The sequence below is a fragment of the Orlajensenia flava genome (assembly GCF_004801905.1).
Taxonomy (GTDB): Bacteria; Actinomycetota; Actinomycetes; order Actinomycetales; family Microbacteriaceae; genus Orlajensenia; species Orlajensenia flava.
This window is the reverse complement of sequence record NZ_SSSN01000011.1, coordinates 47,935-72,592: the sequence shown is the minus strand read 5'-3', so window position 1 is coordinate 72,592 and position 24,658 is coordinate 47,935. Positions and strand designations below refer to the sequence as shown.

Below are 24,658 nucleotides of genomic sequence, written 5' to 3'. Positions count from 1 at the left end.
GTCCTTCGAAAGTGGGGCGGCGCGGAGGGCGCACGGGTGCCCGGTCCGACGGATGCAGGCGCGTCGCATCACGGGAGAACCGAGCAGGGGCCGACGAGCGATCGGCCGACGGGATCGAATCGATTCGAACCCGTACATCCAGCTTAGCGCGTCACGCGCGCCGAGCCTGCTCCCAGGCTGAGAAGGCACCCGGATCGGCGAGCAGAGGCTCGAAGGCGAGTTCTGCGGCGCCGATCATGAGCAGGTCGCCGCCGAGCTCCGCCGTCGTGATGCGCGTATTCCGCCACGGCGCATCGAGTGTCTGCCGGGCGACCCGCTTCTCGAGGTAGTCGGGGTCGGCTGAGTGGATCGACGCGAGGAAGCCGCCGAGCACCACCAACTGCGGGTTGAGCACATCGATCGCGTTGCGCAGGGCGACGGCCAGATGGTCGAGTTGGCGGTGCACGAGAGCAGAGAGCGCATCCGGCCGCTCCTGTGGATCGCACGATACAGGAGCGGAGTCGTGTCGAGCCGGCGTCCGCGTGGGCGATGGAGGCCTGACGCGCGCCGACTCCGCAGTTCTCGTGGGTGCAGAGCCGCGCGCACCCGCGAAAACTGCGGCGTGGGGAGAAGGTGGCGGCGGTCTCGCCGACGCGGCAGGCAGCGTCAGCCGTGCACGACATCGTCGAACCCGCAACAATTGCGGGTGCAGAGCCGCGCATACCCGCAAAAGCTGCGACCTCGCGTCATGTCGCTCTCGAACCGGTCAGATGCGCGCGTCGCGGGCCAGCCGAGCGCCCGCCTCGCGCAGCCACCGTGCGGGATGAGTCATCGCCTCGGCGGTGCCCCCGGCTAGATCGGTGAGGGCGATCGTCAGGGCGAAATCATCCACATCTGCGGCGATCGAGCCAGCCACGAGGGCGACCGGAACCGACCCGGCCCCCTCGAGCACGGAGGACGGAACCTTCCCGACGCGTGACTGATCGTCGAACCGACCCTCGCCGGTGATGACGAGCGACGCCCAGGCGAACGCCTCTCGCGCCCCCACTGCCTCTCCGACGGCGCGCGAACCTGCCTCGATCGTCGCGCCCCACGCCAGCATCCCGAATCCGGTACCGCCGGCCGCCCCTGCCCCCGCCGCATCGGCGTCCACCCGACCGGGCGCAGCCGCCCGCTCCAGCAGCCGAGCCCAGCGCGCGAGGTTCGACTCGAGCCCTTCCGCGACAGCCGGGTCCGCTCCCTTCTGCGGTCCGAACACAGCAGCGGCACCGCTCGGGCCCAGCAGCGGACTGGTGACGTCGCTGTGTTCGCGCACCCAGACGAGCGGATGCCGCAGCCCGCCATGCTCATGTTCCGCTACGACCTCGCTCTCGCCGACCAGCTGGAGGAAGCAGTAGCGTTCGTCGACGAGCGTGAACGAGTCGATACCGTCGACGAGCGGATGCGAGAGCGCCTCGACGTGGGCCTCCCCGCGCGGCGGGTGCATGGAGATCTCGGGCAGCCACACGGCGCCGATCGCCGCCGCCCAGTCCGGGTAGTCGCGCAGACTCGCGGTGGCGGAGTGCACGCCGAGCACGCCCATGCCGCGATCGAGCGTGGCGCGCAGGCCGGAAAGGGACTCGGATGGCGCTCCGTGCCCGGTCGCACCGTTCGCCCAAGGGTCCCCGGCGCAGACGACGAGCAGGTCCACGCCATCGAGCGCGGCGGGCGCCCCGTCGAGGTCGTCGTCGATGCGCACGTCGAACCCGTCCGAGCGAAGAATCGCTCCCAGAGCTGCGGCGTTCTCGGCGAACGGATGCCACGGGTCCGCGTAGCGCCCCGTTCCGACGGCGATGAGAGCGCGGGGTTCGGCGGTGCGCCGCATCCGTCCTCCTCCCGCGATTCCGCGAGGCGTGCCGATCAGCGCGGTATCTCGATGGCGCTCACGCCCTTGAGGCTCACCCACCGGCGACCGTCGCCGTCCATCACCGTCGCGAGCACGGCGTCGCAACTCGCGCAACGAACGACGAATGCCGATCCGTCGACGTAGACCATCGCCCGGGCCAGCACGTCGACCGAGTAGCAGTTGGCGCAGCGCGCCCGAGCGAGCGTCGGGTCGAACGTGAAGACCTCGCTGAGCACTCCCGCGAGCGCATTTCCGTCGAGGTGACTCATCAGGTGCCTCCGAACCTCTCCGTGCGGATCATCCGCGGGTCGTGGCCGAGTTCGACCAGCCACGCGGCCACGGTCTCGACGAATCCCGTCGATCCGCACAGGAACACGCGCGGCTTCTCGGCGGCTGCGAAAACGGATGCGGCGAGCACGTCCTTGGTCAAGCGGCCGGCCGGCGTCGGCCAGCCGTCGGGCGCCCGTCGCGTGTAGACGTAGTCGACGTCGGCATCCTTCAGCACCTCCGGGAAGAAGGTGTCCTCGGGGGTGCGCAGCGAGTACAACAGCCGGAACGGCGTCGCGTCGGCAGTGTCGTGATGGGAGCGCAGCATGGCGATGAGCGGGACGACGCCCGACCCCCCGCCGATCAGCTGCACCGGGGAGCTCGCGGCATCCGGCCTCCACACGAACCAGCCGCCGAGCGGACCGTGCACCTCGAGCTTGTCGCCCGCCATCACGTCGTCGACGAGGAAGGGCGAGACCTCCCCGTCCGGGAGCTTGTCGACCGCGAGGTCGACGACCATTCCCGGGCCGGCCGACGCAATCGAGTACGAGCGAGTGGCGGTGTACCCGTCGGGAGCAGTCAGTCGGATGTCGAGGTGCTGGCCGGCATCGTTGCCGGGCCAGCCGTCGACGTCCAGCACGATACGCGCGGCACTCGGCGTCTCCTTGCTGATGCGCGACACGCTTCCCACCCGCCACGCGGTGTCGGCGGGACCGCTCACCAGTAGCGTTCCTCTTTCCACGGATCACCGTGGATGTGGTAGCCCGACTGCTCCCAGAACCCCGGGTCGTCGTTCGGCATGGTCACCAGGCCGCGCACCCATTTGGCGCTCTTCCAGAAGTAGAGGTGCGGCACGATGAGACGGGCAGGCCCGCCGTGTTCGGCCTCCAGCGGCTCGCCGTCGAATTCGAAGGCGATCCAGGCCTGGCCGTTCAGCAGCTCGTCGAGCGGGACGTTGGTCGTGTAGCCGCCGTAGCTGTGGGCCATCACGAAGTCGTGGGAGGTCTCGATGCCCTCGAACAGGGTGTCGATCGAGACGCCGCGCCAGCTCGTTCCGAGCTTCGACCAGTGCGTGACGCAGTGGATGTCCGTCGAGACGTCGTCGATCTTGAGCGCCATGAACTGGTCCCACGTCCAGGTGTGGGCACCGTTCTCGGTGCGGATGCTGAACTCCCACTCCTCCGTGTCGACCCGGGGCGTCGGACCGGCGGAGAGCACCGGCCAATCGGACACCTCGGTCTGGCCCGGTGGCAGTCGTGGATCGCGATCGTGCGACCTCCCCGAGAAGCCCCTCGTGATGAACGACATATCCGCTCCCTCCGCCTCCGCCAACCCTACCGACGGTCCGAGGGATCCAACAGGTCACTCGTCGCGCAGGGCCGCCGGGCCGATCTCCACCCTCACCGACTCGCGCACCCACCGGTCCCCGCTCGACCGCAGTTCCGCTCTCGTCGAGAACCGGTAGCGATAGGTGCGCACCCGGACGAATCGCGGCCGCACGCTTCCGAACGGGGTGTGGCGGAGCATCCGCAGCGTCGCGGCATCCGCCTCCAGCAGCTTGCCGAGCAGGGCGTACAGCCAGTCCTCGTGCACGCTGCCGAGCGGGAGGAACCACATCAGCCAGTCGAGCCGCAGGTGGTAGGGAGCCCACTGCCGCGGGATGCGACGCACGTCGCCCGGCTTGCCCTTGAAGGCGTACTCCTGCCAGGTGGCCTCTCGCGGATCCTCGTCGAGCGTCGCCTCGATCACCACCTCGATGCGCTCACGGGTGACGGTGCCGAACGCCCCGTAGGCGTTGGCCAGCTGCCAGCGGTTGAAACTCGCGTTCATCAGCTGGCGCCGCGAGAACAGGTTGCGCAGCGGCCACCAGCTCAGCACGACGAGCAGAGCGGATGCCGCTCCCACCACGACGATCCACCACACCGGCGAGGTGGTGGCATCCGTCCACCGCTCGGGAATAGCCGGCACCACAGCGTGCGCGATCGGATCGCTGACGCGGCTGAACGCGAGCACCACCGTGAGCCAGTTGAGCCAGGCGAAGTTGCCCGTGATGATCAGCCAGAGCTGGGTGAGGATGACGATCATCGCCGCGACGTCCGCGACCGGAGCTGGGGCGAACAGGAAGAAGGGCACGACGAGCTGCGCGACGTGGTTGCCGAGCACCTCGCCGCGATGCATCCACTTCGGCAGCAGGTGAGCCTGACGCGAGAGCGGATTCGGCATCGGCTGCGTCTCGTGGTGGTAGTACAGCGCGGTGAGGTCGCGCCACTCGCTGCCGCCGCGCATCTTGATCATGCCGGCGCCGAACTCGAGGCGGAACACGAGCCACGCGACGAGCAGCAGCACGGGAGTCGGCGGGGGCACCTGATGCGAGCCGAGGAAGCCCACCGTGAAACCCGCTTCGAGCAGCAGCATTTCCCAACCGAAGCCGTAGAAGGTTCCGCCGGCGTTGACGATCGACATGTACAGCAACCAGAGCACGAGAAAGACCAGCAACGGCACCCACGGCGGACCGGCCTGCGGAATTCCGACGACGACGGATGCGGCCAGCACCACTCCGGCGACGCACACGGCGACGAGCAGCCGGTCGGAGTACCAGTGCCGGAACAGGGTCGGCCGCGCGCGGCGTCGGGAAGCGGCTCGCAGGCGACGGATGCGGAGCGGTCGAGCCGCCCGTGGAATCAGCCCGTGCTCACCCACCAGCACCCGGAACTGGCCGAGGCTGGACAGGAACGCGACGAGGAAGATCGCGGCGGTCCCCCGCTGCAGCACCTCCCGGGCGAACTCGTAGTCCGGTGCGTCGAACCACCCCATCCGCTCACGCTACGCCGCCCCCGCTAGTCGAGTACCGCCTCCGCTGCTGCCATCGCATCGTGCTGCTCGTTCGGACACGCGACCGCGTCGCGCTGCTCGCTCGGACAGAAGCGTCCGCCGCGGCGCCCACATCTGTCCGTCGGAGCAGCCCAACCGAGCAGGAGGCCGGTCAGCCGGACGTGCGGGTGTAGGTCCAGGGGCAGGCGCGCATGTCGAGGCGGTGGCGGCCGCCCTCGTCGTCCAGCACGGCGTCATCGGCATACGCGACGTCGCCGTCCCAGAACACCACCTTTCCCCCGACGCCGAACCGCGCGGCGAACTCCTGTGCTCCCCGGGTCCGCGCCGCGTCGAGGGTGTCGTCGACGCCTCCCGCACCGACGAGCGTGTGCAGCGTCACCCACGTCGGCGGGTAGAGCAGCATCTCCCCGGCCGCGTGGCGCTCGAGCGCGTCGCTCGGCGAGATCCACTCGTAGCCGACGGCCTCATGCGGGCTCACCACCACGTCGCCCGCCGGCGCCTCCGCGGCGAAGAACGAGGTCAGCAGTCGCTTGGGGGCCTGAACCGGCGGATGCCAGCGCGCGAGCGCGACGAGGTCCCCCTCGGCCAGCACGAGTCCCGTCTCCTCGAGGGTCTCCCGCACCGCCGCGCGCCGCAGGGCCCCGTCGTCCCGAGTCTCGCGAACTCCGGCCGACACGTCCGCCGGAGCGGAGTAGTCCTCCAGATCGACGCTGCCGCCCGGAAAGACCCACGCCCCTGCGAACGACCCACGGTCCGGCCGCTCGAGCATGAGAACCTCGGGGGCCCCGGCATCCGTCGACGCGCGCAGCAGCACCACCGTCGCCGCCAGTCCATCGGCCGCAGGCGCCTGGTTCGTCATCGATGCCTCCTGCTGCCACGATAACGCCGCGACCGGGGCCACTCCCGCCGCCGCCCGCCTAGGCTGGCGACGTGACCGAGACCACCAGCCCCCTCACCCGGCGGGTGCTCGCGCCGAACGCCGGCCCGATGACCCTCGACGGCACCAACAGCTACCTCATCGGAGCCGACCCCGTCGAGATGGGCGTCGTCGTCGTCGACCCCGGGCCGGATGACGGGGCGCACCTCGAGGCACTCGCCGCCGACGCCGTCGCGCTCATCCTCATCACCCACCACCACGCCGACCATGTCGATGGGGTTCGAGCCTTCGCCGAACTCACCGGCGCACCCGTCCGTGCGGTGGACCCGGACTGGTGCATCGGCGCGGAGCCGCTCCGCGACGGGGAGATCATCGAGGGGGGAGGCGCGCAGATCCACGTCCTCCTGACGCCCGGCCACACGGCCGACTCGGCCTGCTTCCTGCTGCCCGACGACGGTCCGAACGGATCCGTGCTCACGGGCGACACGGTCCTCGGCCGCGGAACGAGCATCATCGCCGATCCCGACGGGGCTCTCGGCGCCTACCTCGACACCCTGCGTCGACTTCGCGACCTCGGCCCGGCCACCGTCCTGCCGGGCCACGGCCCCTCCCTGCCCGACCTCGTCGCCATCTGCGACGCCTACCTCGCTCACCGCGCTGAACGACTCGACGAGTTACGCGCCGCGCTCGAGTCCCTCGGGGCGGATGCGTCGCCGGCATCCGTCACAGACATCGTCTATGCCGAGACGGATGCCGCCGTCCGTCCAGCTGCGGAGGCGTCGGTGCGCGCTCAGCTCGCCTACCTGAGAGCCGAGCAATAGCCCTCCGGCACTAGCCGCTCGACTGGCGGAGCGCAAACCCCACCTCGCCATCGAACACGGGAGTAGATTCGCACCGACGGCAGAAGTTCCGCCGCCCACCGACCCGGAGAGCACAGGCGCCCCGGCTCGCGTAGCGTCGAAGGAGACCATCGTGTCGAATGCGAACCCCTCAGCCACCGACACCGGCACAGCCGTTCCCGAACCGACCGGAGCGATGAAGCGGAAGGTCGTGGGCCTCGCCATCGCCGCCGCCGTTGGCGGCTTCCTGTTCGGCTTCGACTCCTCCGTGGTCAACGGTGCCGTCGACGCCATCCAGCACGGTTTCGCGCTCAACGCCGTCGTGACCGGCTTCGTCGTCGCGATCGCGCTGCTCGGCTGCGCCCTCGGCGCCTACCTCGCCGGCCGGCTCGCGGACCGCTTCGGGCGCCTGCGGGTGATGCTGGTCGGGGCGATCATGTTCCTCGCGAGTTCGATCGGAGCGGGTCTCGCCTTCTCCGTCTGGGACCTCGGCTTCTGGCGCGTCATCGGCGGTATCGGCATCGGCATCGCCTCCGTCGTCGCCCCCGCCTACATCGCCGAGATCGCACCCAAGCAGTCCCGCGGAAGCCTCGCTTCGCTGCAGCAGCTCGCCATCACCATCGGCATCTTCGTGGCGCTGCTCTCCGACGCGCTCCTCGCCGGCATCGCGGGCTCGGCCTCGAAGGAACTCTGGTTCGGCGCCGAGGCCTGGCGGTGGATGTTCATCGTCGGCGCCATCCCGGCGATCATCTACGGCATCCTCTCGTTCACGCTGCCCGAGTCACCCCGTTACCTCATCGCGACGGGCCGGCGCGACGAGGCGCGGCAGATCTTCTCGACGCTCGTTCCCGAGGAGGCCATCGACACCCAGATCTCCGACATCGAGAAGTCCATCAAGGAGGACGAGGCCGGCGAGAAGTCCACCCTGCGCGGAGATCGCTTCGGCCTGAAGCCCATCGTCTGGATCGGCATCATCCTGTCGGTTTTCCAGCAGTTCGTGGGCATCAACGTGATCTTCTACTACTCCACGACGCTGTGGAGGGCGGTCGGCTTCACCGAGAAGGACTCCCTGACGATCACGGTGATCACCTCGGTCACGAACGTTCTCGTCACGGTGGTCGCCATCGTTCTCGTCGACCGCATCGGTCGCAGGCCCATCCTGCTGACGGGCTCGATCGGCATGGCAATCTCGCTGGCCGTCATGGCGATCGCCTTCAGTTTCTCCGTGAAGAATTCGGATGGCGTCGTCACTCTGCCCGGCGCCTGGGGACCGATAGCGCTGGTCGCCGCGAACATCTTCGTGGTCTGCTTCGGGGCGTCGTGGGGTCCGCTGGTCTGGGTGCTCCTCGGCGAGATCTTCCCGACCAAGATCCGCGCGAAGGCGCTGGGACTCGCGGCATCCGCTCAGTGGATCGCCAACTTCCTCATCACCGTGAGCTTCCCGGCGCTGGCGGACTTCTCGCTCACCTTCACGTATGGCATGTACGCCGCGTTCGCCGTGCTCTCGTTCTTCTTCGTCATGTGGAAGATCCCCGAGACCAAGGGCATGGCGCTGGAGGATGCCAAGAGCACCTTCGAGACCAAGCCCGCACGGCCCACGAAGGCGCACGCGTCCTGACTGCCTGACGCGCTCGCGCGGTTCGCGAGAGTGTCCATCGGCTGAGCAATCATCTGCTGACACTCAGCGCGCGTACACCTTGCGCCCAGTCGGACTGGCATGATCGAGGCATGACATCGCGCCGCCGGCGCCGCTCCGCCGGCCTCGTGATCCTCCTCGCCGGTCTGGGGCTGGCCGTGCTGTTCGCGTTCCACGACGTCGCGCCCGGTTTCGGCGGCGCGCTCTCGATGCTCGAGTCCGTGTTCCCGTGGTTGGCCATCGCTCTCGTCGCCCTCCTCATCGGCGCGGCCTATTCGCGCACGCGCGGGGCGTGGATCGGCGTGCTCGCCGCGGCACTGGTGTGGGGCATCACGGTCCTTCCGGCCGCACTGCCCGCATCCGCGAGCACGTCGACGGACTTCACGATCGTCAGTGAGAACGTCGAGGCCGGCAACGTGGACGCTGACGCACTCGTGACATCGCTGTCCGAGCGGAATCCCGACGTGATCGTGCTGCAGGAGTTGAGCGGCGACATCCGCGACTCCATCGCCGCGACCCTCGACGACCGCTACCCGCATTCCTACATCGTCGGGACGGTCGGCGTCTGGAGCCGCACGGCACTCTCGGGCGGCCAACGCCTCGATCTCGGTCTCGGCTGGAATCGCGCCCTGACTGTCGATGTCGACACCCCGAACGGCCCGACGACGATCGTCGCGGTGCACATCGCCTCGTTCCGTCCCGGCGAACACGAGGATCGCGACCGGATGCTGGGCAACCTCGCCACCGACCTCGCCGAGACGAAGGCGAAGCGCCTCGTGGTGATCGGCGACTTCAATGCGGCCACCGACGACCACGTGCTCGCCCCGGTGATGGCTCAGGCGCGCGCCGTGCAGACCTCCGGTTTCGGATTCGCGTTCACCTGGCCGTCAGCAGCGCCGTTCGTGACACTCGACCACGCCCTCGTGCGGGGCATCTCCGATGCGTCGCTGCGCGTGCTGGACGCCAATGGCTCCGACCATCGCGGCATCGCGCTCACGATCGGTCGCTGAGCCTCCGCCCTCGTTCACTCCTTTCACCGCCGAACCCCGATCTGGCGCACTTTCCGTGCACGGGCGCACGGTGCACGGTGCGCCGATGCACACAGAGTGCGCCAGACGCCCGATGCCGTCGGCATTCGCGTGGTGCGGGCACGCGCGTGACGCCGTGTTGCGCGGGCGTTCGCATCCGTTCGCAGCGATCGGGATGATGGCGGGCATGACATCCGAGCAAGCGCAGCCCCGCGAGATCCGTTTCAACGCGTTCGACATGAACTGCGTCGCGCACCAGTCGTCGGGCATGTGGCGGCATCCGCAGGACCAGTCCTACCGGTACAAGGAGATCGGCTACTGGACCGAGCTCGCAAAGCTGCTCGAGCGCGGCACCTTCGATGGCATCTTCATCGCGGATGTGCTCGGCACGTACGACGTCTACGCGGGCAGCAACGAGGCGGCGATCCGCAACGGAGCCCAGGTTCCCGTAGCCGACCCGTTGCTGCTCGTCTCGGCCATGGCCGCCGCCACCGAGCACCTCGGCTTCGGGGTGACCGCCGGCACCGCGTACGAGCACCCGTATCCGTTCGCCCGCCGCATGTCGACGCTCGACCACCTCACCAACGGGCGCGTCGGCTGGAACGTCGTGACCGGCTACCTGCCGAGCGCCGCCCGCAACATGGGCCATGACGACCAGCTCGAGCACGACGACCGCTACGACCACGCCGACGAGTACCTCGAGGTGCTCTACAAGCTGTGGGAGGGGTCGTGGGAGGACGACGCCGTGGTGCGCGACCGCGAGACCGGCGTGTTCACCGATCCGTCGAAGGTGCACGAGATCGGTCACAAGGGCAAGCACTTCACGGTGCCCGGCATCCACATCTCGGAGCCCAGCCCGCAGCGCTCCCCCGTCATCTACCAGGCCGGGGCCTCTCCGCGGGGCATCGGGTTCGCGGCCGAGAACGCCGAGGCGATCTTCGTGGCGGCGCCCACGAAGGAGGTGCTCAAGTCCACGGTCTCGCGCATCCGCGACGCCCTCGAGGCTGCCGGCCGCGACCGGTACGCCGCCCGCATCTACACGCTGCTGACGATCGTGACGGATGAGACCCCCGAGATGGCCCAGGCGAAGTACCAGGACTACCTCTCGTACGCGAGCGAAGAGGGTGCGCTGGTCTTCATGTCGGGCTGGATGGGCATCGACCTCTCGCAGTACGACCTCGACGAGCCGGTCGGCAATGTCAAGTCGAACGCCATCCGCTCGGTGATCGCCAACTACGAGGAGTCCGCGAAGAACGGCGAGGTCTTCACGGTGCGCGACATCGCCCGTGGCGGCGCCATCGGCGGCCTCGGCCCCACCATCGTCGGCTCCGGCGAGGAGATCGCAGACACCCTCCAGGAATGGGTGGACTACACGGATGTCGACGGCTTCAATCTCGCGTACGCCATCACTCCCGGCACGTTCGAGGACGTCGTGGAGCACGTCATCCCGGTCCTGCGCGCGCGGGGCGCCTACCCCACGGAGTACGTCGAGGGAACGCTGCGGCAGAAACTGCACGGCCGGGGCGACCGCCTGCCCGACGAGCACCGCGGCGCGCGGTACCGGGTCGGAGCGTCGGTCGCGGGGTAACACCGCGGCGCACAGCGGGCAGGCGCGACCGGCGCACAGCGGGCTGGGGCGGCCGGCACAGCAGGCTGGCGGGACCAGCCCGCCGCTCGGTCAGGCGGCCGAGCGCTCGGCGCCCGGCCGTCGGCGCTTGCCGGGATCGCCGACCTCGGCACCCCGATAGACCATGTCCATGGCGCCGATGCTCTCGCCAGGCGGGACGATCTCGTCGATGCGGTCGAGCACCTCGTCGGAGAGTGCGACGTCGACGCCGGCCAAGGTGTCCTCCAGCTGCTCCATCGTGCGCGGCCCGGCGATCGCCGAGGTGACGCCCGGATGCGCGATCACGAACGCCATCGCCAGGTGGGTGAGCGGAATGCCGACCTCGTCCGAGAGTGCGATGAGCTGCTCGACGGCGGCCAGCCGGCGCTCGTCGCGGAAGTGGTGCATGCCCGTTCTCGCCGAACGGAAGTTGTCGTTCTCCTGACCTGCCCGGTAGCGGCCGGTCAGCGTGCCTCCGGCGAGCGGACTGTAGACGAGGGTCCCCATCCCGTAGCGCTCGGCCACCGGAAGGATCTCGCGCTCGATCTCGCGGTCGAGGATCGAGTAGTTCGGCTGCTCGGTGCGGAAACGCTCGAACCCGCGTCGCTCCGACATCCACTGAGCCTCGACGATCTCGGACCCGCGCATCGATGACGAACCGATCGCACGCACCTTGCCCTGACGGACGAGGTCGGTGAGGGCGGAGAGCGTCTCGTCGATGTCCGTGTCGGGGTCGGGCCGGTGCAGCTGGTACAGGTCGATGTGGTCCGTCTGCAGGCGGCGGAGCGAGCGCTCGACCGCCTCCATGATCCAGCGGCGGGAGGCACCACGGTGATTCACGTCGTCGTCGACCGGGCCCCAGAACTTCGTGGCCAGCACCACCTCGTCGCGACGGCCCTTGATGGCCTCGCCCACGACCTCCTCGGAGTCTCCGTAGCGGTCGGCCGTGTCGACGAAGTTGATGCCGGCGTCGAGGGCCCGATGGATGATGGCGATGCCGTCCTTCCGGTCGGGATTGCCCATGGCCCCGAGCATCATCGCGCCCAGTGCGTAGGGAGTGACCTTGATGCCGGTTCGGCCGAGTGTGCGGTACTGCATGGCGTCTGCTCCTGGATCGTCCACGTGCGCCCGGTCGCATCGGTGTGCGATGCTTGCCGGAACACTGTTCCTGTTAGGATGGACTCTAACGGAACATTGTTCCGTTTCGCAAGGGAGAATTCGCATGTCAGCCACGGACACCACCGGCTCGGTGGCCGCGGAGCCGCGTCGGATGCGAGCCGACGCCCGGCTCAACGTCGACGCCTTGCTGGAGGCAGCCAAGGCGGTGTTCGCCGAATCGGGCGTCGATGCGCCCGTGCGCACCATCGCCGAACGGGCGGGCGTGGGTGTCGGCACGCTGTACCGGCACTTCCCGCTGCGCTCCGATCTGATCTCGGCGGTGTTCCGGCGCGAGATGGACGCCTGCGTGGATGCGGCGACCGGGATCGAGGCGGCGTACCCGCCCGGCGAGGCGCTCGATCGGTGGATCATGCGCTACACCGAATTCGTCGCGGCCAAGCGCGGTCTGGCCGCGGCGCTGCACTCCGGCGACGCCGCGTACGAACCGCTGGCGGAGTACTTCGCGACGCGGCTCGCGCCCACGCTCGAGCGCCTGCTCGCCGCGGCGCGGGCATTTGGAGAGGTCACCCAGGACGTCGATGCGGCGGAATTCCTCGGAGCGGTCGCGAACCTCTGCCATGGCTCCGGCCCTGACGCGACCGAACGCTCCGCCCCCGCTCAGCGGATGGTGCGGCTGCTGCTCGCCGGTCTGCGCACATCGGACGACGACTCCGCCGACTGAAACGGGTCAGGGAGCGGAACACTCACTCGACCCGTCCCGGCCACAGGTCGGCACCGAGCGCGCTCTCGAGCGTCGCGATCGTGTAGGCGTCCGGCCAGACGCGACCGGCGAGGATCGCCAGCAGCGTCGCGTGGTTCACTCCCGCGTGCGCGGCCACCGATCGGATGCTCCGTTCCCCGATCACGGAGCGCAGATTCGCGGCCAGCCGGCGGGCCACCTCGCCGGCGGCATCCGTCGCCGACTCGTCCGGCCAGCTCGGTGTCAGCTCGCGCGGACTGGGCCGGGTCGGACGTGGCACGGCTTCCTCCGGTTCTGCGCCCACCCTTCTCCGTCGGCGCGATGTGTGTCACGATACCCGCGGGATGCCCGCCATCCGTCGAAGGAGCTCTCATGGGAAACGTCGTCGTCAACTTGTTCATCACGCTCGACGGGGTCTATCAGGCCCCCGGCGGTCCGGACGAGGATCGCGAGGGCGACTTCCCGTTCGGCGGCTGGCAGGCGCCGCTCACAGGAGACGAGGGCGAGGCGATCCTGGCCGAGATCGAGAGCATGGACGCATTGCTGCTGGGCCGGAGGACCTACGACATCTTCGCGGGGTACTGGCCCAACCAGTCGACGGAAGACCCCATCTCGGCGAAGCTGAACAGTGCGCCCAAGTTCGTCGTCTCCCGCACCCTGCAGTCCGCCGATTGGGACGGCACGACGATACTCGCGGATGTCGCCGACGTGGCGGCGGTGCGCGACCGATACGACGAGGTGCATCTCATCGGCAGCGGCGCTCTCTCCGCAGCGCTTCTGGACGCGGGGCTCGTCGACCGCATCCACCTGTGGCTCTACCCCGTGACGCTCGGCACGGGAAAGCGATTCCTCACCGAAGGGCTCGTTCCGAAGACCTTCGCGCTCGCGGAGCAGCCGCGCGTGTTCTCGCAGGGCACCATCTCGCTCGTCTACGCCCCCGCCGGCGATGTGCAGACCGGCGACATGACGTAGGAGCGTTCCCGCCCTGGTGCATCCGCACTCAGCTGCGCGGCACCCGCACGGTCAACGCGCCCGGCTCGACCCAGGTGTTGAAGGCGGTCGCCTCACCGAAGGTGTCGCCGTCGAGTTCGATCTCCTCCGGACGTGACAGGCGCGCGACCAGCCGAGTGCCCGTCCGGTAATCGAGGTCGCCGTCGCTCTTCTGCTCTCCGGCGAGCTCCCTGCCGGTCTTGGTGCGTCGGATGACGCCGTTCGTCCAGGCGATCTTCGCCCACACCCGAATCCAGCCGAGGATGCCGCCGGGTCGCATGAGCAGGATGTCGAGGACGCCGTCATCGACGACGGCGTCGGGCAGCAGCAGGACGTTGGCGGGCAGCGACCCGCAGTTGCCGACGATCAGGGTGTGGGCGGTCGCCCGCTTGGGCTTCTGGTCATCGAGTTGGAAGTGCAGGTGCAGCTCGTTCGGGTCGCGCAGGGACTTGACGATGGCATCCACGTAGGCGGCCCATCCGGCCTTCGCCTTCAGGTCGTCGTCGGTGTTCTTGATCATCTTCGCGTCGAGGCCCATCCCGGCCATGACGACGTAGGCGTGGCGGTCTCGCGACCCGTCCTGTCGTTCGATGTCGATCACGCCGAGATCGATCGGCCGGTCGTCGCCGGTGAAGGCCGCGATCACTGACCCGGGAACGTCGTTGAGCGTCAACTTGAGGTTGCGGGCCAACAGGTTGCCGGTGCCGGACGGCAGCAGGGCGAGCGGGATGTCGCTGCCGCGCAGTGCCTCGGCGACCGCTCGGACCGTGCCATCTCCGCCGGCTGCGATCACGAGATCGACGCCGTGCTCCTTCGCCTTCTCCGTCGCCCCTTGGCCGGGGTCATCCTCGGAGGTCTCCAACCAGATCGACTCGTTCCAGCCGGCGTCGGCGGCGGCGGTCGTCACGGCATCGCGGAGTGCGTCGATATCGACGTTGATGGGGTTGTAGATGACCGCGGCTGTCTGGGGTGAGGGGGCAGGCATGCCCTTCATCGTAGGGTGCAAGGCGAGGCCCGACTCGCCTGTTCCCCCGTCCGCCGGGATACGACATACTGCGACAATGTCGGGCTCCAAGAACAAGAAGACGAAGAAGATCGCTCGGATGCCGAAGGGCGCATACGAGAAGGAACTGCAGCGGCTCCAGATCGAACTGGTCAGCATGCAGCAGTGGGTGATCGAGTCGGGCGCCCGCGTCGTAGTGATCTTCGAGGGACGGGACGCCGCCGGCAAGGGCGGCGCCATCAAGCGCATCATGCAGTACCTCAATCCCCGTGCGGCACGCGTGGTCGCACTGCCGACGCCCAGTGAGCGCGAGAAGGGGCAGTGGTACTTCCAGCGCTACATCGAGCGGATGCCGACCCACGGCGAGATCGTCCTGATGGATCGGTCCTGGTACAACCGCGCCGGAGTGGAGAAGGTGATGGGATACTGCACGCCCGAGCAGTACCGCCGCTTCCTCGACCAGGTGCCGACCGTGGAACGGATGCTCGTCGACGACGGCATCATCCTGGTCAAGTACTGGTTCTCCGTGTCGGATGCCGTCCAGGAGCAGCGATTCCGCTCCCGCCTGAACGACCCGATGCGCCGCTGGAAGCTGTCGGAGACGGACGTGCTCTCGATCAGCAAGTGGGAGGACTACTCCCGCGCCAAAGACGCGATGTTCGAGGCGACGGACAACGCCCACGCGCCGTGGTGGACGATCGAGAGCGACGACAAGCGCGCGTCGCGAATCAACACGATCAGTCACCTGCTCTCCCAGATCCCGTACGAGCCGAGAGAGCCCGAGGAGGTGAGCATTCCGGATCGCCCCGAAGCCGACGACTACGACCGACCCGACAAGGCGCTCTACCGCTACGTTCCCGATCGCGCCGCCACCGTGGCCGGGTGACAGCGGTCGGGTTCATCCTCCCAGGGCGTACTGTCCGTCGTCCCTTGCCGGCGCCGGGACGTAGGGCCTCAGCCGAGGCCACCAACAGCGGACCGCCGCGCGGTAGCGCCGGAACTCGTCTCCGAACCGCGCCTCGAGGTCGCGCTCCTCGTGGGGTCGTACCGCGTAGTTCCAGAGCAGTGCCCCGCTGATGGCGTAGAGCACCACCAGCCAGGAGGAGAGGAGCAGGCCGACGGCCACGCCTTGAGCGATGCTGGCGAGCGCCATCGGATTCCGCACGACACGGTACGGGCCGGCGATCACGAGGCGATTCGGCATCGCGGCGGGGAGGGGCGTGCCCCCTCCGATGCGCGACATGACCGCGGCCGACCACAGCCCGAGGGCGCTCGCGAACACGAGCACGACGACGCCGACGGGACGCGCAGCGGCCGGGAACGGGATGCCCAACCCCCAGCGCAGCTCGAGACCGCTGAGGACGAGGGGGATCACGCCGAGGAACAGACCCCAGAAGATCACGATCTCGAGGGCCGTCAGCATCAGATGGGCGGCGGGACGCGCCCGCATGTCGGCAGGCCGAAAGCCGAACGGGCCGGCGATGATCCACTCGGTCGGCACGCGGCCGATCAGTGTCAGGCTCAGCGCGAGGAGCGATCCGCCCGCCGATACCGACATCAACAGGACGCCCCATCCGGCCTCGCCCGTCATCGTCGCGTACACGCCGAGCGCGACAGTGACGATCAGCGTCCAGGCGGTGGTCGCGACGGCGGCCGCCTTCAGCCCCGAGGCGGCTAGAGCCGAACCGACGACGAACAGCGGGATGTCCAGGATCGCGATGACGACGGGATCGAGGCTCCCGAGGGTGGCCCCGCGGACAGGCGGGAAGACGAACACAGCCGCCCACCACGCGGCGCCTGCGATCGCCTGAATGGCGAAGTAGACGCGGCCCCAGGACATGAGCGAACACTATCGCCCGATGACGAACCGCTCCCTACGACGCAGGCGCGGATGGACTGGTGTCGCGGGCGAAGCTGGCGAACAACGCCCGTCCATCGGGCCACGCTCCGATTCCACTCCGCTCGTTGAGATGACCGACCGCTCCGGCATCCACGAATTCCGACCCCCAGTCCGCCGCCAGCGTGCGGTCGTACTCGATCGACGCGTACGGGTCCGAGCTGCTCGCGACCAGCACGCTCGGAAAGCGGAGCGGAGCGCGCGGCGCCCCTCCGAAGTCCGGCGCGGCGTCGGGGAAAGCCGGGCCGTCGGCGTCGGGCACGGCGACGAGGAACGCGCCGGCAACCAGCGCATCCGACCGGGCCGCCCAGTGCGCGACGAGCAGCGTCCCGAGGCTGTGCGCGAGCAGCAGCGGCGGCTCGTCAGTTGCATCCACGGCCGCGTCGAGGGCGTCCATCCAGTCCACCAGATCGGGTTCGTCCCACGACGCGGGAGCGAATCGGACGAAAGTCGGGTCGCCAGCCTCCCAGAGGCTCTGCCAGTGGCCGGGGCCGGATCCGCCGATGCCCGGCAGCACGATCGTTCGCATGCCTGCCATCCTCTCGCGCTCGAGCTCATCGAGACTCCATAGCACGTGCAGAGGTGACGAGCAGTCCGGGACGGCAGAGTGGGATGCACAACGCGGACGGAAGGCGGTCTCATCGTGGCACTCCCGTCGGCATCCTCAGCGTTGAGCCGCCGCCCGCCGCAGTCCGCCCCGACTCTCGAGCTCTCGGTTCGGCGCTCGCGGCTGCGGCGACGGATGCGTGCGGCCGACCTGCTGATCGTCGCGTGCAGCACGTCGGTGGCACTGGCAGTCGCCCTCTACCTCGCCTCGGGCGGAGCCGCGCAGGTCGTCGACGGTCCCTCTGCACTGAACGCGGTGGGCATCGTGGCGGGACTCGTCGGCACGGACCTCATCCTCGTCATGCTGGTGCTCGCCGCCCGCGTCCCGTTGATCGACCGCACCGTCGGCCAGGACGTCGCCATCCGCTTCCACCGCAGGCTCGGAAAGCCGGCGCTCTACCTGATCCTCGGCCACCTGCTGTTCCTCTCCGTCGGCTGGGCGCTGCAGGACGGCCACACCCTCGTCGACGAGACGGTCGTCCTGTTCACCACTCCCGACATGGCCATTGCCTACCTGGGGCTCGGCCTGCTCGTCGTGGTGGTCGTCAGCTCGATCGTCATCGTGCGGCGACGCCTGCCGTACGAGGCGTGGCACGCCATCCACCTGCTCACCTACGTCGCCGTGCTCGTCGCGGTGCCGCACCAGTTGAGCGTCGGAGGCGTGCTCACGGAGGGGTCAGCCGAGCGCGTCTACTGGATCGCGCTGTACGTCCTCGCGTTCGGCGCGGTGGCGTGGTTCCGCTTCGCGGTGCCGATCGCGCTCACCCTCCGGCACCGCATGCGTGTCAGTTCCGTCGAGACCGTCGCACCCGGCGTGATCTCCCTCCACTTCACCGGTCGCTCCCTCGACCGACTGCGCGCCCGAGGCGGCCAGTTCGCCATCTGGCGCTTCTGGAGTGCCGGCACGTGGTGGCACGCGCATCCGATCTCCTTCTCAGCGGTCCCGACGGCGACCACAGCTCGCATCACCGTCCGAGCCCTCGGCGCCGGCAGTGCTCGCCTGGCCGCACTCCGCCCGGGCACGCGCGTCTCCATCGAAGGGCCGTACGGCATCTTCACGGATGTCGCCCGCACCGCCTCGAGACTCGCCATGGTGGCAGCCGGCATCGGCGTAACGCCCGCTCGCGCCCTGCTCGAGAATCAGCGCCTGCGACCGGGTGAGACCACCGTGGTGCTGCGAGGCGCTGACGACACCGCTCGCTACCTCTGGACGGAGATCGTCGAGCTCACCCGGTCGAACGGCGGAGCGGTCTACTCGATGATCGGGCCACGTCCGCACGGCCAGGACAGCTGGATGAGCGGCGCCGACCTGCAACGGGGCGTGACCATCACCTCCGTGTTCCCGCACCTGCTCGAGTCGGACCTGTTCGTCTGCGGACCGGCCGTGTGGTCCGACGCGGTCATCCGCGACGCACGCGCGGTCGGCCTGCCCGAGGAGCAGATCCACATCGAGAGGTTCGACTGGTGAGGCGCCGCGCCGCCATCGCGAGCGCCCTGTCGGCGACCGTCGTGCTGATCGTGGGTTGGGAGCTCGGAGCGTCCGCGCGCACAAGCATTCCGACCGCGACCGATGTGTCCGCCCCGACGACGGGAGACGCTGCGTCGGGAGGATCCGCGTCGGGCGACGCCGGGTCGGGCGACAACTCGGCCGCCGCCTCTGCGGGCGCTGCGGCATCCGCCACCGCGACGCCCTCACCCGCCGTCACTGCGCCGGACAGCTCCACCGCCAGCGGAACGTACACAGGCTCGGACGTGCAGACCCGTTTCGGCGACGTGCAGGTGCAGGTGGTCGTGGCGAACGGCTCGATCACGGATGTCGTCGCCCTCGCGCTCACCGACGATGAGAACCGCTCACGTCAGATCAGCGCACGCGCCGCTCCGATCCTCCGCACCGAGGTGCTCGCCGCGCAGTCGTCGCAGGTGCAGATGGTCTCGGGCGCGACGTACACCAGCGAGGCCTACCTCACGTCGCTGCAGGCCGCACTCGACCAGGCCGGCCTCTCGTGAGCTCGGGCATCCACGTGTTCGAGACGATGGGAACCGTGGCCAGTCTCGTCATCCCCGGAGCGGATCGCGCACTGTTCGAGCAGATCGAGCGTGTCTTCGCCGATCACGACGCCCGGTTCAGCCTCTACCGCGCCGACTCCGAGATCAGCCGCATCGCCCGCGGCGAGCTCGTGCTCTCACGCTCGAGCGAGCCTCTCCGTGCCGCATACACGGAGGCCATCGGCTGGCGCACCTCGACGGCCGGCGCCTTCGACCCGTACCGGCCGGACGGCGTCCTGGACCTGTCGGGCGTCGTGAAGGCGCTCGCGATCCATGCAGCGCGTTCGGCCGTCGTGGGGGCAGGCCTCGACGACGCCCTCCTCTCGGTCGGTGGCGACGGGGTGGCTCTCGGGCGACGGAGGTCCCGAGCCGATTCCGGCCGAACGCCCGCCGATTCCGCTGCCTATGCACCCTGGATGGCCGGAATCGTGGACCCCGAGAATCGCGAGCACCTGCTGGGCGCCGTGCCCCTGCACCCGGGGCGCGCTGCGATCGCGACCTCCGGCACTGCCGAACGGGGCGAACACGTCTGGCGGCGAAGCGATCCGAGCAGCCGGACCGAGGCTCCCTACCGCCAGGTGACGGTGCGCGCCGCCGACATCGTGACGGCCGATGTGCTCGCAACGGCTATCCTTTCCGGCGGTGCCGAAACGCTCTCCGACGCCTGCTCGCAGTGGAACATCGATGTGCTCACGGTCGACGCGTCCAATGGGTTGACGGCGACGCCGGGCTTCCGCCGCGAGCTCACCGTCGGCGCTCGCCTTTCCGCCTGACCTGGCCCGCTCTGCGCCTATCCGACGCCGTCCGCGCCACGTCAACGGGCGCGGCCGCCGACGAAGTGGCGCAGCCGACCGGCGGGGGACGTCGGCGGGGCACCGGCAAGACAGCGGGCGGGTGGCGAGGCGAGGTGGCAGGGCGCGCCACCGCCCTCACCCCAGCGGCACGTACGGCAGCACGACCGGCGACGACGCCCTCCAATCGAGGATGGTGCTCTGCGACTGACCGGCCGGCGCCAGGATGTCGAGCGTGTTCGGGTCCCGTGAGTCGGTGTCGCGAGCGGCGTTGGCATCCGTGTACTCGCCCGCGCCCCCGCCGAAGCGGTACTCCTGGATCCACGACTGGCCGTTGGCCGGCGCGGAATCCCAGTACGCCCGGTCGTAGACGGGACGGATGCCGCCGACACCCTCTCCGTTGGGGTCGGCATGCGACATCATCGCCACCTGGTAGCCGGCGGCTGCGAGGTCGGTCGAACCGAACAGCGCCTTCGGTACGCTCAGCGCGATCTGGTGGGTGTCGGGCAGAACGAGCAGTCCCGCGTTGCCGAGCACGGCGCCCGACGCGTCCTTGATGGTCGGCGTGATGAAGCCCGACCCGCCGATGACGAAGGCGTACGGATGCGCGAGGTCGGCATTCGTACCCGCTTGAGCCGCGACCGGGGAGCCTGCGGCATCCGTCGAGACGTAGATGTCGAGGCGCTGCACCGAGAGCTGGTTGCCGCCCCACGGGTTCTGGATGTCGCCTGCGATGGTCGTGACGAGGTTGATCGACTGGCCATCGTCGTAGACGCCGAGACCGGTCACGTCGAACGCCCCGGCGTTGAAGGCGCTGTTGGTCGGGTAGACGTAGTCGCCGGGCCCGTTGTCGTCTCCGGTCGGGTCGGCGATGGTGCCGAGCGGTGTGCCGAAGTTGGTCGAGGTGATGCCGCGCTGCACGGTCGTGGTGCCGCCGTTCGCACCGACGGCCACCACCGTGATCGTGTTCGCGCCGAGCGCCAGCGGCACGTCGGCGGTGAAGGAGCCACCGGAGACGGATGCGGCGACCGTCGCTCCCCCCGCGCTCACCCAGACCGCTGCGGCATCCGTTGTGCCGGCGACGGTCACGGTCGCCTCACTCGTCACTGCACCCGTGGGGGCGGTGAGTGTCAGGGCTGGACCGGCGGGCAGAGAGCCCGACGCGTAGCGATCGGAGACGACGGATGGCGTCTCGACGGGCTTGCCCGCGTCGATGGACTGGGCCAGGCGCACGAACTGCGCCATCGACCAGGCCAGCGGGGTGGCGGAGCCGGTGCCCTCGCCGAAGCTGAATCCGCTCGAGGCAGGGTCGGCTTGATCCCAGACCTGCTCGGGGATGAGGTAGCCCTCGTTCGCCGACGCGGCCATCGTCTTCAGGTACGACGACGCGCTGCGTCCGTTCGCCAGCTCGTACTCGCCGCGCTCGCCCGACAGAAGGGGCCAGAGCCGACCCACGCCGGTGCCGTCGTACGGCGATCCGTCGGCCTTCTCGCCGTAGCCGTCGTGGTTGTAGCGGTACCACATGGCACCGTTCGGGGTGTCGACCTTGATGGTGGCGTCGACCTCGGGCAGCGATGAGGCCACCGCCGCGTCAGTGGGGGCCTTCACACCGAGGCGCACGAGGTCGAGGAAGCCGGCATCGACGATGGACCGCTCGTCGAAGGCTCCTCCACCGTTGTTGATGTCGACCGTGTGGCCGTCATTCGGGTTGCCGTTGTCGTCGATGCGCTCGTAGTAGTTGCCGTCGCCGATCGGTCCGGTGGTCGTGTACGTCCACGACTCGACGGAGCGCTGCCACTGGTCGGCAACGCCCTGGTAGACGGCGGCCGATCCGTCGTCTCCGTTGGCCTTGGCGAGGGCGGATGCCGCCGTCAGCCCCGCGATCTCCGCGGCGATCGTGCTCGGTGAGTAGCCGCCCTCCTCCTCCCAACGCTCCTGCGGGGTGGCCGGGCCGTGGGAGACGATGAAGTCGGCCGCCTTCTTGACGTGGTCGGTGTAGGTGGCGGCATCCGCTCGCTTCAGCTGCCACGCCAGCACGATCGGGAAGGCGACCTCGTCGAGTTGCAGGCTGCCCCAGTAGGGCGTGCCGTTCAGCAGCGAGTTCTGCGGGAAGGAGCCGTCGGGCTTCTGCTGCACGTCGAACAGGTAGTCGAGCGAGCGGTTGGCCGCTGCGGTGTCGCCGATCGCGATCTGCGCGGACGAGACCTGGTAGAGATCGCGCGCCCAGACCAGGTGATACCCGCCGACGCCCGCCTCGTTGGCGTTCTGCGCCTGGCCCCACGGAACCGTGAGGGAGGCGATGTTGGCGCCGCGGTAGGTCTTGTCCTCGTGCGCCTTGAGGGTCATCGCGGCGACGTTGTACTGCGTCGTCAGCGCGCTGCTCCCCTTCACGCTCGCGGGCGCCGGCTTGATGGAGCCGAGGTAGGAGTGCCATCCCGCGATGTAGGAGAGCGTGGTGGCGGCCGCACCGAGCAGGCCCTTCGACATGGTGGCCTTCGCGGTGGCGAGCGCCTCGGTGCCGGTAGCGCCGAAGCCGAGCGCGAGGGTGGAGGTGGAGAGCCTCGACGTGCCGAGCATGTTCAGCTTCGCGGTCTGCACGACGTTTCCGTCGAGCGCCTGCGTGTAGGTGTGGTCGAGGTGGAAGTCGCCGGCGAGGTCGCTCCAGCCGTCGCTCGCGCCCGCGAACCCGTTGGAGGTCGCCGCGAACGGCCGGTCGGCGATGAGGGCGCTGCCGACCTTGTCCGCTCCCGTGAGGTCTTCGGCGACAAGGGCTCCGCCGACCGTGCGAGCGGAGTCGTGCATGCCGCTGTTGGCGAGCGACGGGTCGTACTGGACGTAGACCTGGTACTTCCCGCCGTCGAGCGAGCGCAGCGTGACATTCTCGATCACGGTCGCGCGCTTGGGATCGGTGACGTAGGTCTTGATGAGTTGGTAGCGCTTGTCCTTATCGGTGTTGATCTGCGAGTAGAGCAGCACCTTCGGGTCGAGCAGCTTGACGGCGTGGGTCGTGTCCTTCGACTCCAGGTCGGCGAACGTCTTGCCGTCGGTCACGATGAGTTCGAGGCTGCGGGAGTTCGCCACGTCGACGCGGGGGTAGTAGACCTCCGACATGGTTCCGTCTGCAAGCGTGTACCAGACCTTCGACGCCGTGCTCGTGGCCGTGCCGAAGCCCTGCTTGGCGCCCGTCGACCAGGTGGCCTGCGCTCCCGGGGCGCCGGGCGCATCCGTTGGGGCTGCTGCTGCGCCGGAGCCGGCGACGAGAGCGGCCGCGATGAGCGCGGCCGTGCCCACGGATGCCGCAAGCCCCCGTATCCGCTCTCCGCCGGGGCGTGGCTGCTGGGGTCGAGCCGTCGTGGGGGTGATCGATCGCATGGCTACTCCTCGTCGAGCGCTGGCTTCTCGTGCCAGTCGCCAGCCTAGGAGTACCCCTCGAACGGGGTCAATGGCCGATGCAAACGTTTACCGGCGGATCACGCGGCGTGCTCGGGGATCCACTCCCGCGGATCGCCGAAGCCGAGATCCGTCACGCCGTGGCTCGTGAGCGCGCCGAGCACCTGCACTCGGCGATGGCCTCCGAAGGTGAGGACGTGGGCGATCAGTCCGCCGTAGGTGTACAGCTTCGGGCCGTCCTTCTCCACGAAGACGAAGGTGTCGTCGAGGCGACCCTCCGCCACCACCCGGCGCATCTCGTCGAGGAAGACCGGGCCCTCGCGGTCGAGCCGTGCGCTGATCGAGCCGACCGGCTCGTCCTGTTCGAGCGACCAGTCGTAGTCGCGCGACGCCATCACGTCGTTCCACATCTGCAGCTGTCCGACGATGCGCGAGAGCAGCGAACGGATGGTCGGTGCGTCGTCAACCAGTTCGGTCGACGGCACCGGCGCGTCGAGCGCCGCCTCCGGCAGCCTTCCCGCTCGGTGGGCGAGTTCGCCCGTCAACCAGAGGTGGTGCTCGACCATTCCGATGAGGACGTCCATGGTTCCGATCCTTTCCATTCCGGGAATCCGCAGCCCTGAGGGCGGCAGGAAGTGCACGCCGTTCGGCGAGGGCAGCGCCACGGGGCCGGGTGCGACCCGCCACCGGGAGGGCGCAGCCCCGTACGCGCGCTCGAACGCTCGCAGGAATCCCTCGTGCGAGTCGTAGCCCGCGTCGACGGCGACCTGCATGACGGTCGATTCCGATCGCAGCAGCGCGACGGCGGCTCGCTCGAGCAGGATGCGTCGCGTGAACCGTGCCGGCGTCTCGCCCGACGCCGCCAGCACCACCCGACCGAGTTGAGCGCGGGAGAGGTGCATCGCGCGGGCCAGATCGTCGATGCCGCCCGGTTCGTCGAGGGATGCGCCGAGAACGGTCACGAATTCGGCGAAGTCATCCGTCTCGAGGGTGCCGTCCGCTGCCATGCCCCCAGTCTGTCGACCGCGCGTGCGCTCGGCTTGACTTTCCTGCGCATCCTGCGCGGCCCGCCCTGCCTCTCCTCATCGACTGGGCAGCAGATGTCGCGCGAGCGAGGTCCAGGCGACA

Annotated in this window: 24 protein-coding genes; 10 read left to right on the top strand and 14 right to left on the bottom strand. The window is 69.2% G+C overall.

What is annotated here, in order from left to right; all coding sequences use genetic code 11:
* Window positions 1–151 precede the first annotated feature (151 nt).
* The 7 genes from E6C70_RS16760 to E6C70_RS13665 form a co-directional block, all read right to left on the bottom strand.
* Window positions 152–445 (bottom strand): ROK family protein, encoded by a 294-nt coding sequence (locus E6C70_RS16760; RefSeq protein WP_168770962.1) that lies wholly within the window; start codon window positions 443–445, stop codon window positions 152–154.
* A gap of 300 nt (window positions 446–745) precedes the next feature.
* Complete coding sequence (locus tag E6C70_RS13690) at window positions 746–1,843, bottom strand: glycerate kinase (protein WP_136425107.1); 1,098 nt, start codon at window positions 1,841–1,843, stop codon at window positions 746–748.
* Between the two features lie 35 nt (window positions 1,844–1,878).
* A complete protein-coding gene (locus E6C70_RS13685) occupies window positions 1,879–2,133 on the bottom strand; it encodes a DUF6510 family protein (protein ID WP_235833497.1) in 255 nt (84 codons plus the stop codon).
* On the bottom strand, window positions 2,133–2,852 hold the full coding sequence (locus E6C70_RS13680) for an FAD-binding oxidoreductase (protein WP_235833495.1): 720 nt from the start codon (window positions 2,850–2,852) through the stop codon (window positions 2,133–2,135). The genes E6C70_RS13685 and E6C70_RS13680 overlap by 1 nt, the downstream gene beginning before the upstream one ends.
* On the bottom strand, window positions 2,849–3,439 hold the full coding sequence (locus E6C70_RS13675) for a molybdopterin-dependent oxidoreductase (protein WP_136425106.1): 591 nt from the start codon (window positions 3,437–3,439) through the stop codon (window positions 2,849–2,851). Before E6C70_RS13675 ends, E6C70_RS13680 begins: the two co-directional genes overlap by 4 nt.
* A 54-nt stretch (window positions 3,440–3,493) precedes the next feature.
* Entirely contained in the window at window positions 3,494–4,945 is a 1,452-nt protein-coding gene (locus E6C70_RS13670) for a lipase maturation factor family protein (protein ID WP_136425105.1), read from the bottom strand.
* Between the two features lie 169 nt (window positions 4,946–5,114).
* Window positions 5,115–5,822: an NUDIX hydrolase gene (locus E6C70_RS13665; protein WP_136425104.1), complete on the bottom strand. Its 708-nt coding sequence runs from the start codon at window positions 5,820–5,822 to the stop codon at window positions 5,115–5,117.
* A gap of 71 nt (window positions 5,823–5,893) precedes the next feature.
* Here E6C70_RS13665 and E6C70_RS13660 point away from each other — a divergent pair, with 71 nt between their 5' ends.
* The 4 genes from E6C70_RS13660 (at window position 5,894) to E6C70_RS13645 (ending at window position 10,931) form a co-directional block, all read left to right on the top strand.
* Window positions 5,894–6,661: an MBL fold metallo-hydrolase gene (locus E6C70_RS13660; RefSeq protein ID WP_235833484.1), complete on the top strand. Its 768-nt coding sequence runs from the start codon at window positions 5,894–5,896 to the stop codon at window positions 6,659–6,661.
* A gap of 214 nt (window positions 6,662–6,875) precedes the next feature.
* Window positions 6,876–8,297 carry a sugar porter family MFS transporter gene (locus tag E6C70_RS13655; RefSeq protein WP_136425149.1) on the top strand — a complete coding sequence of 474 codons (1,422 nt, stop codon included), beginning with the start codon at window positions 6,876–6,878 and terminating at the stop codon, window positions 8,295–8,297.
* Between the two features lie 110 nt (window positions 8,298–8,407).
* Window positions 8,408–9,325 carry an endonuclease/exonuclease/phosphatase family protein gene (locus E6C70_RS13650; RefSeq protein WP_136425103.1) on the top strand — a complete coding sequence of 306 codons (918 nt, stop codon included), beginning with the start codon at window positions 8,408–8,410 and terminating at the stop codon, window positions 9,323–9,325.
* Window positions 9,326–9,530: 205 nt separating this feature from the next.
* Window positions 9,531–10,931: an LLM class flavin-dependent oxidoreductase gene (locus tag E6C70_RS13645; protein WP_136425102.1), complete on the top strand. Its 1,401-nt coding sequence runs from the start codon at window positions 9,531–9,533 to the stop codon at window positions 10,929–10,931.
* Window positions 10,932–11,021: 90 nt separating this feature from the next.
* Here the strand turns inward: E6C70_RS13645 and E6C70_RS13640 are convergent, their stop codons facing one another.
* Complete coding sequence (locus E6C70_RS13640) at window positions 11,022–12,047, bottom strand: aldo/keto reductase (RefSeq protein ID WP_136425101.1); 1,026 nt, start codon at window positions 12,045–12,047, stop codon at window positions 11,022–11,024.
* A 124-nt stretch (window positions 12,048–12,171) separates the two neighbouring features.
* On the opposite strand from E6C70_RS13640, the gene E6C70_RS13635 reads away from it, so the two are divergent.
* Window positions 12,172–12,789 carry a TetR/AcrR family transcriptional regulator gene (locus tag E6C70_RS13635; protein WP_136425100.1) on the top strand — a complete coding sequence of 206 codons (618 nt, stop codon included), beginning with the start codon at window positions 12,172–12,174 and terminating at the stop codon, window positions 12,787–12,789.
* 22 nt (window positions 12,790–12,811) lie between these two features.
* On the opposite strand, the gene E6C70_RS13630 is transcribed toward E6C70_RS13635, so the two are convergent.
* A complete protein-coding gene (locus E6C70_RS13630; RefSeq protein ID WP_136425099.1) occupies window positions 12,812–13,087 on the bottom strand; it encodes an XRE family transcriptional regulator in 276 nt (91 codons plus the stop codon).
* Window positions 13,088–13,179: 92 nt separating this feature from the next.
* On the opposite strand from E6C70_RS13630, the gene E6C70_RS13625 reads away from it, so the two are divergent.
* Window positions 13,180–13,779: a dihydrofolate reductase family protein gene (locus tag E6C70_RS13625; protein ID WP_136425098.1), complete on the top strand. Its 600-nt coding sequence runs from the start codon at window positions 13,180–13,182 to the stop codon at window positions 13,777–13,779.
* 28 nt (window positions 13,780–13,807) lie between these two features.
* Here the strand turns inward: E6C70_RS13625 and E6C70_RS13620 are convergent, their stop codons facing one another.
* On the bottom strand, window positions 13,808–14,782 hold the full coding sequence (locus E6C70_RS13620; protein ID WP_168770961.1) for a diacylglycerol/lipid kinase family protein: 975 nt from the start codon (window positions 14,780–14,782) through the stop codon (window positions 13,808–13,810).
* Between the two features lie 76 nt (window positions 14,783–14,858).
* Between E6C70_RS13620 and ppk2 the strand changes: the two genes are divergently transcribed.
* Window positions 14,859–15,686: a polyphosphate kinase 2 gene (ppk2, locus tag E6C70_RS13615; RefSeq protein WP_235833479.1), complete on the top strand. Its 828-nt coding sequence runs from the start codon at window positions 14,859–14,861 to the stop codon at window positions 15,684–15,686.
* A gap of 12 nt (window positions 15,687–15,698) precedes the next feature.
* On the opposite strand, the gene E6C70_RS13610 is transcribed toward ppk2, so the two are convergent.
* Window positions 15,699–16,640 carry a methyltransferase family protein gene (locus E6C70_RS13610; RefSeq protein WP_136425096.1) on the bottom strand — a complete coding sequence of 314 codons (942 nt, stop codon included), beginning with the start codon at window positions 16,638–16,640 and terminating at the stop codon, window positions 15,699–15,701.
* Between the two features lie 34 nt (window positions 16,641–16,674).
* A complete protein-coding gene (locus E6C70_RS13605; RefSeq protein ID WP_235833477.1) occupies window positions 16,675–17,226 on the bottom strand; it encodes an RBBP9/YdeN family alpha/beta hydrolase in 552 nt (183 codons plus the stop codon).
* Window positions 17,227–17,340: 114 nt separating this feature from the next.
* On the opposite strand from E6C70_RS13605, the gene E6C70_RS13600 reads away from it, so the two are divergent.
* The 3 genes from E6C70_RS13600 to E6C70_RS13590 are packed head-to-tail and all read left to right on the top strand — an operon-like array spanning window position 17,341 to window position 20,122.
* Window positions 17,341–18,771 (top strand): ferredoxin reductase family protein, encoded by a 1,431-nt coding sequence (locus E6C70_RS13600; RefSeq protein ID WP_136425094.1) that lies wholly within the window; start codon window positions 17,341–17,343, stop codon window positions 18,769–18,771.
* Complete coding sequence (locus E6C70_RS13595; RefSeq protein WP_136425093.1) at window positions 18,768–19,310, top strand: FMN-binding protein; 543 nt, start codon at window positions 18,768–18,770, stop codon at window positions 19,308–19,310. Before E6C70_RS13600 ends, E6C70_RS13595 begins: the two co-directional genes overlap by 4 nt.
* Window positions 19,307–20,122 carry an FAD:protein FMN transferase gene (locus E6C70_RS13590; protein ID WP_235833475.1) on the top strand — a complete coding sequence of 272 codons (816 nt, stop codon included), beginning with the start codon at window positions 19,307–19,309 and terminating at the stop codon, window positions 20,120–20,122. The genes E6C70_RS13595 and E6C70_RS13590 overlap by 4 nt, the downstream gene beginning before the upstream one ends.
* 156 nt (window positions 20,123–20,278) lie before the next feature.
* Here E6C70_RS13590 and E6C70_RS13585 read toward each other — a convergent pair whose 3' ends face one another.
* Both E6C70_RS13585 and E6C70_RS13580 read right to left on the bottom strand, forming a co-directional pair.
* Entirely contained in the window at window positions 20,279–23,512 is a 3,234-nt protein-coding gene (locus tag E6C70_RS13585) for a glucan 1,4-alpha-glucosidase (protein WP_136425092.1), read from the bottom strand.
* Between the two features lie 98 nt (window positions 23,513–23,610).
* On the bottom strand, window positions 23,611–24,537 hold the full coding sequence (locus E6C70_RS13580; RefSeq protein WP_136425091.1) for a helix-turn-helix domain-containing protein: 927 nt from the start codon (window positions 24,535–24,537) through the stop codon (window positions 23,611–23,613).
* Window positions 24,538–24,658: the final 121 nt, after the last annotated feature.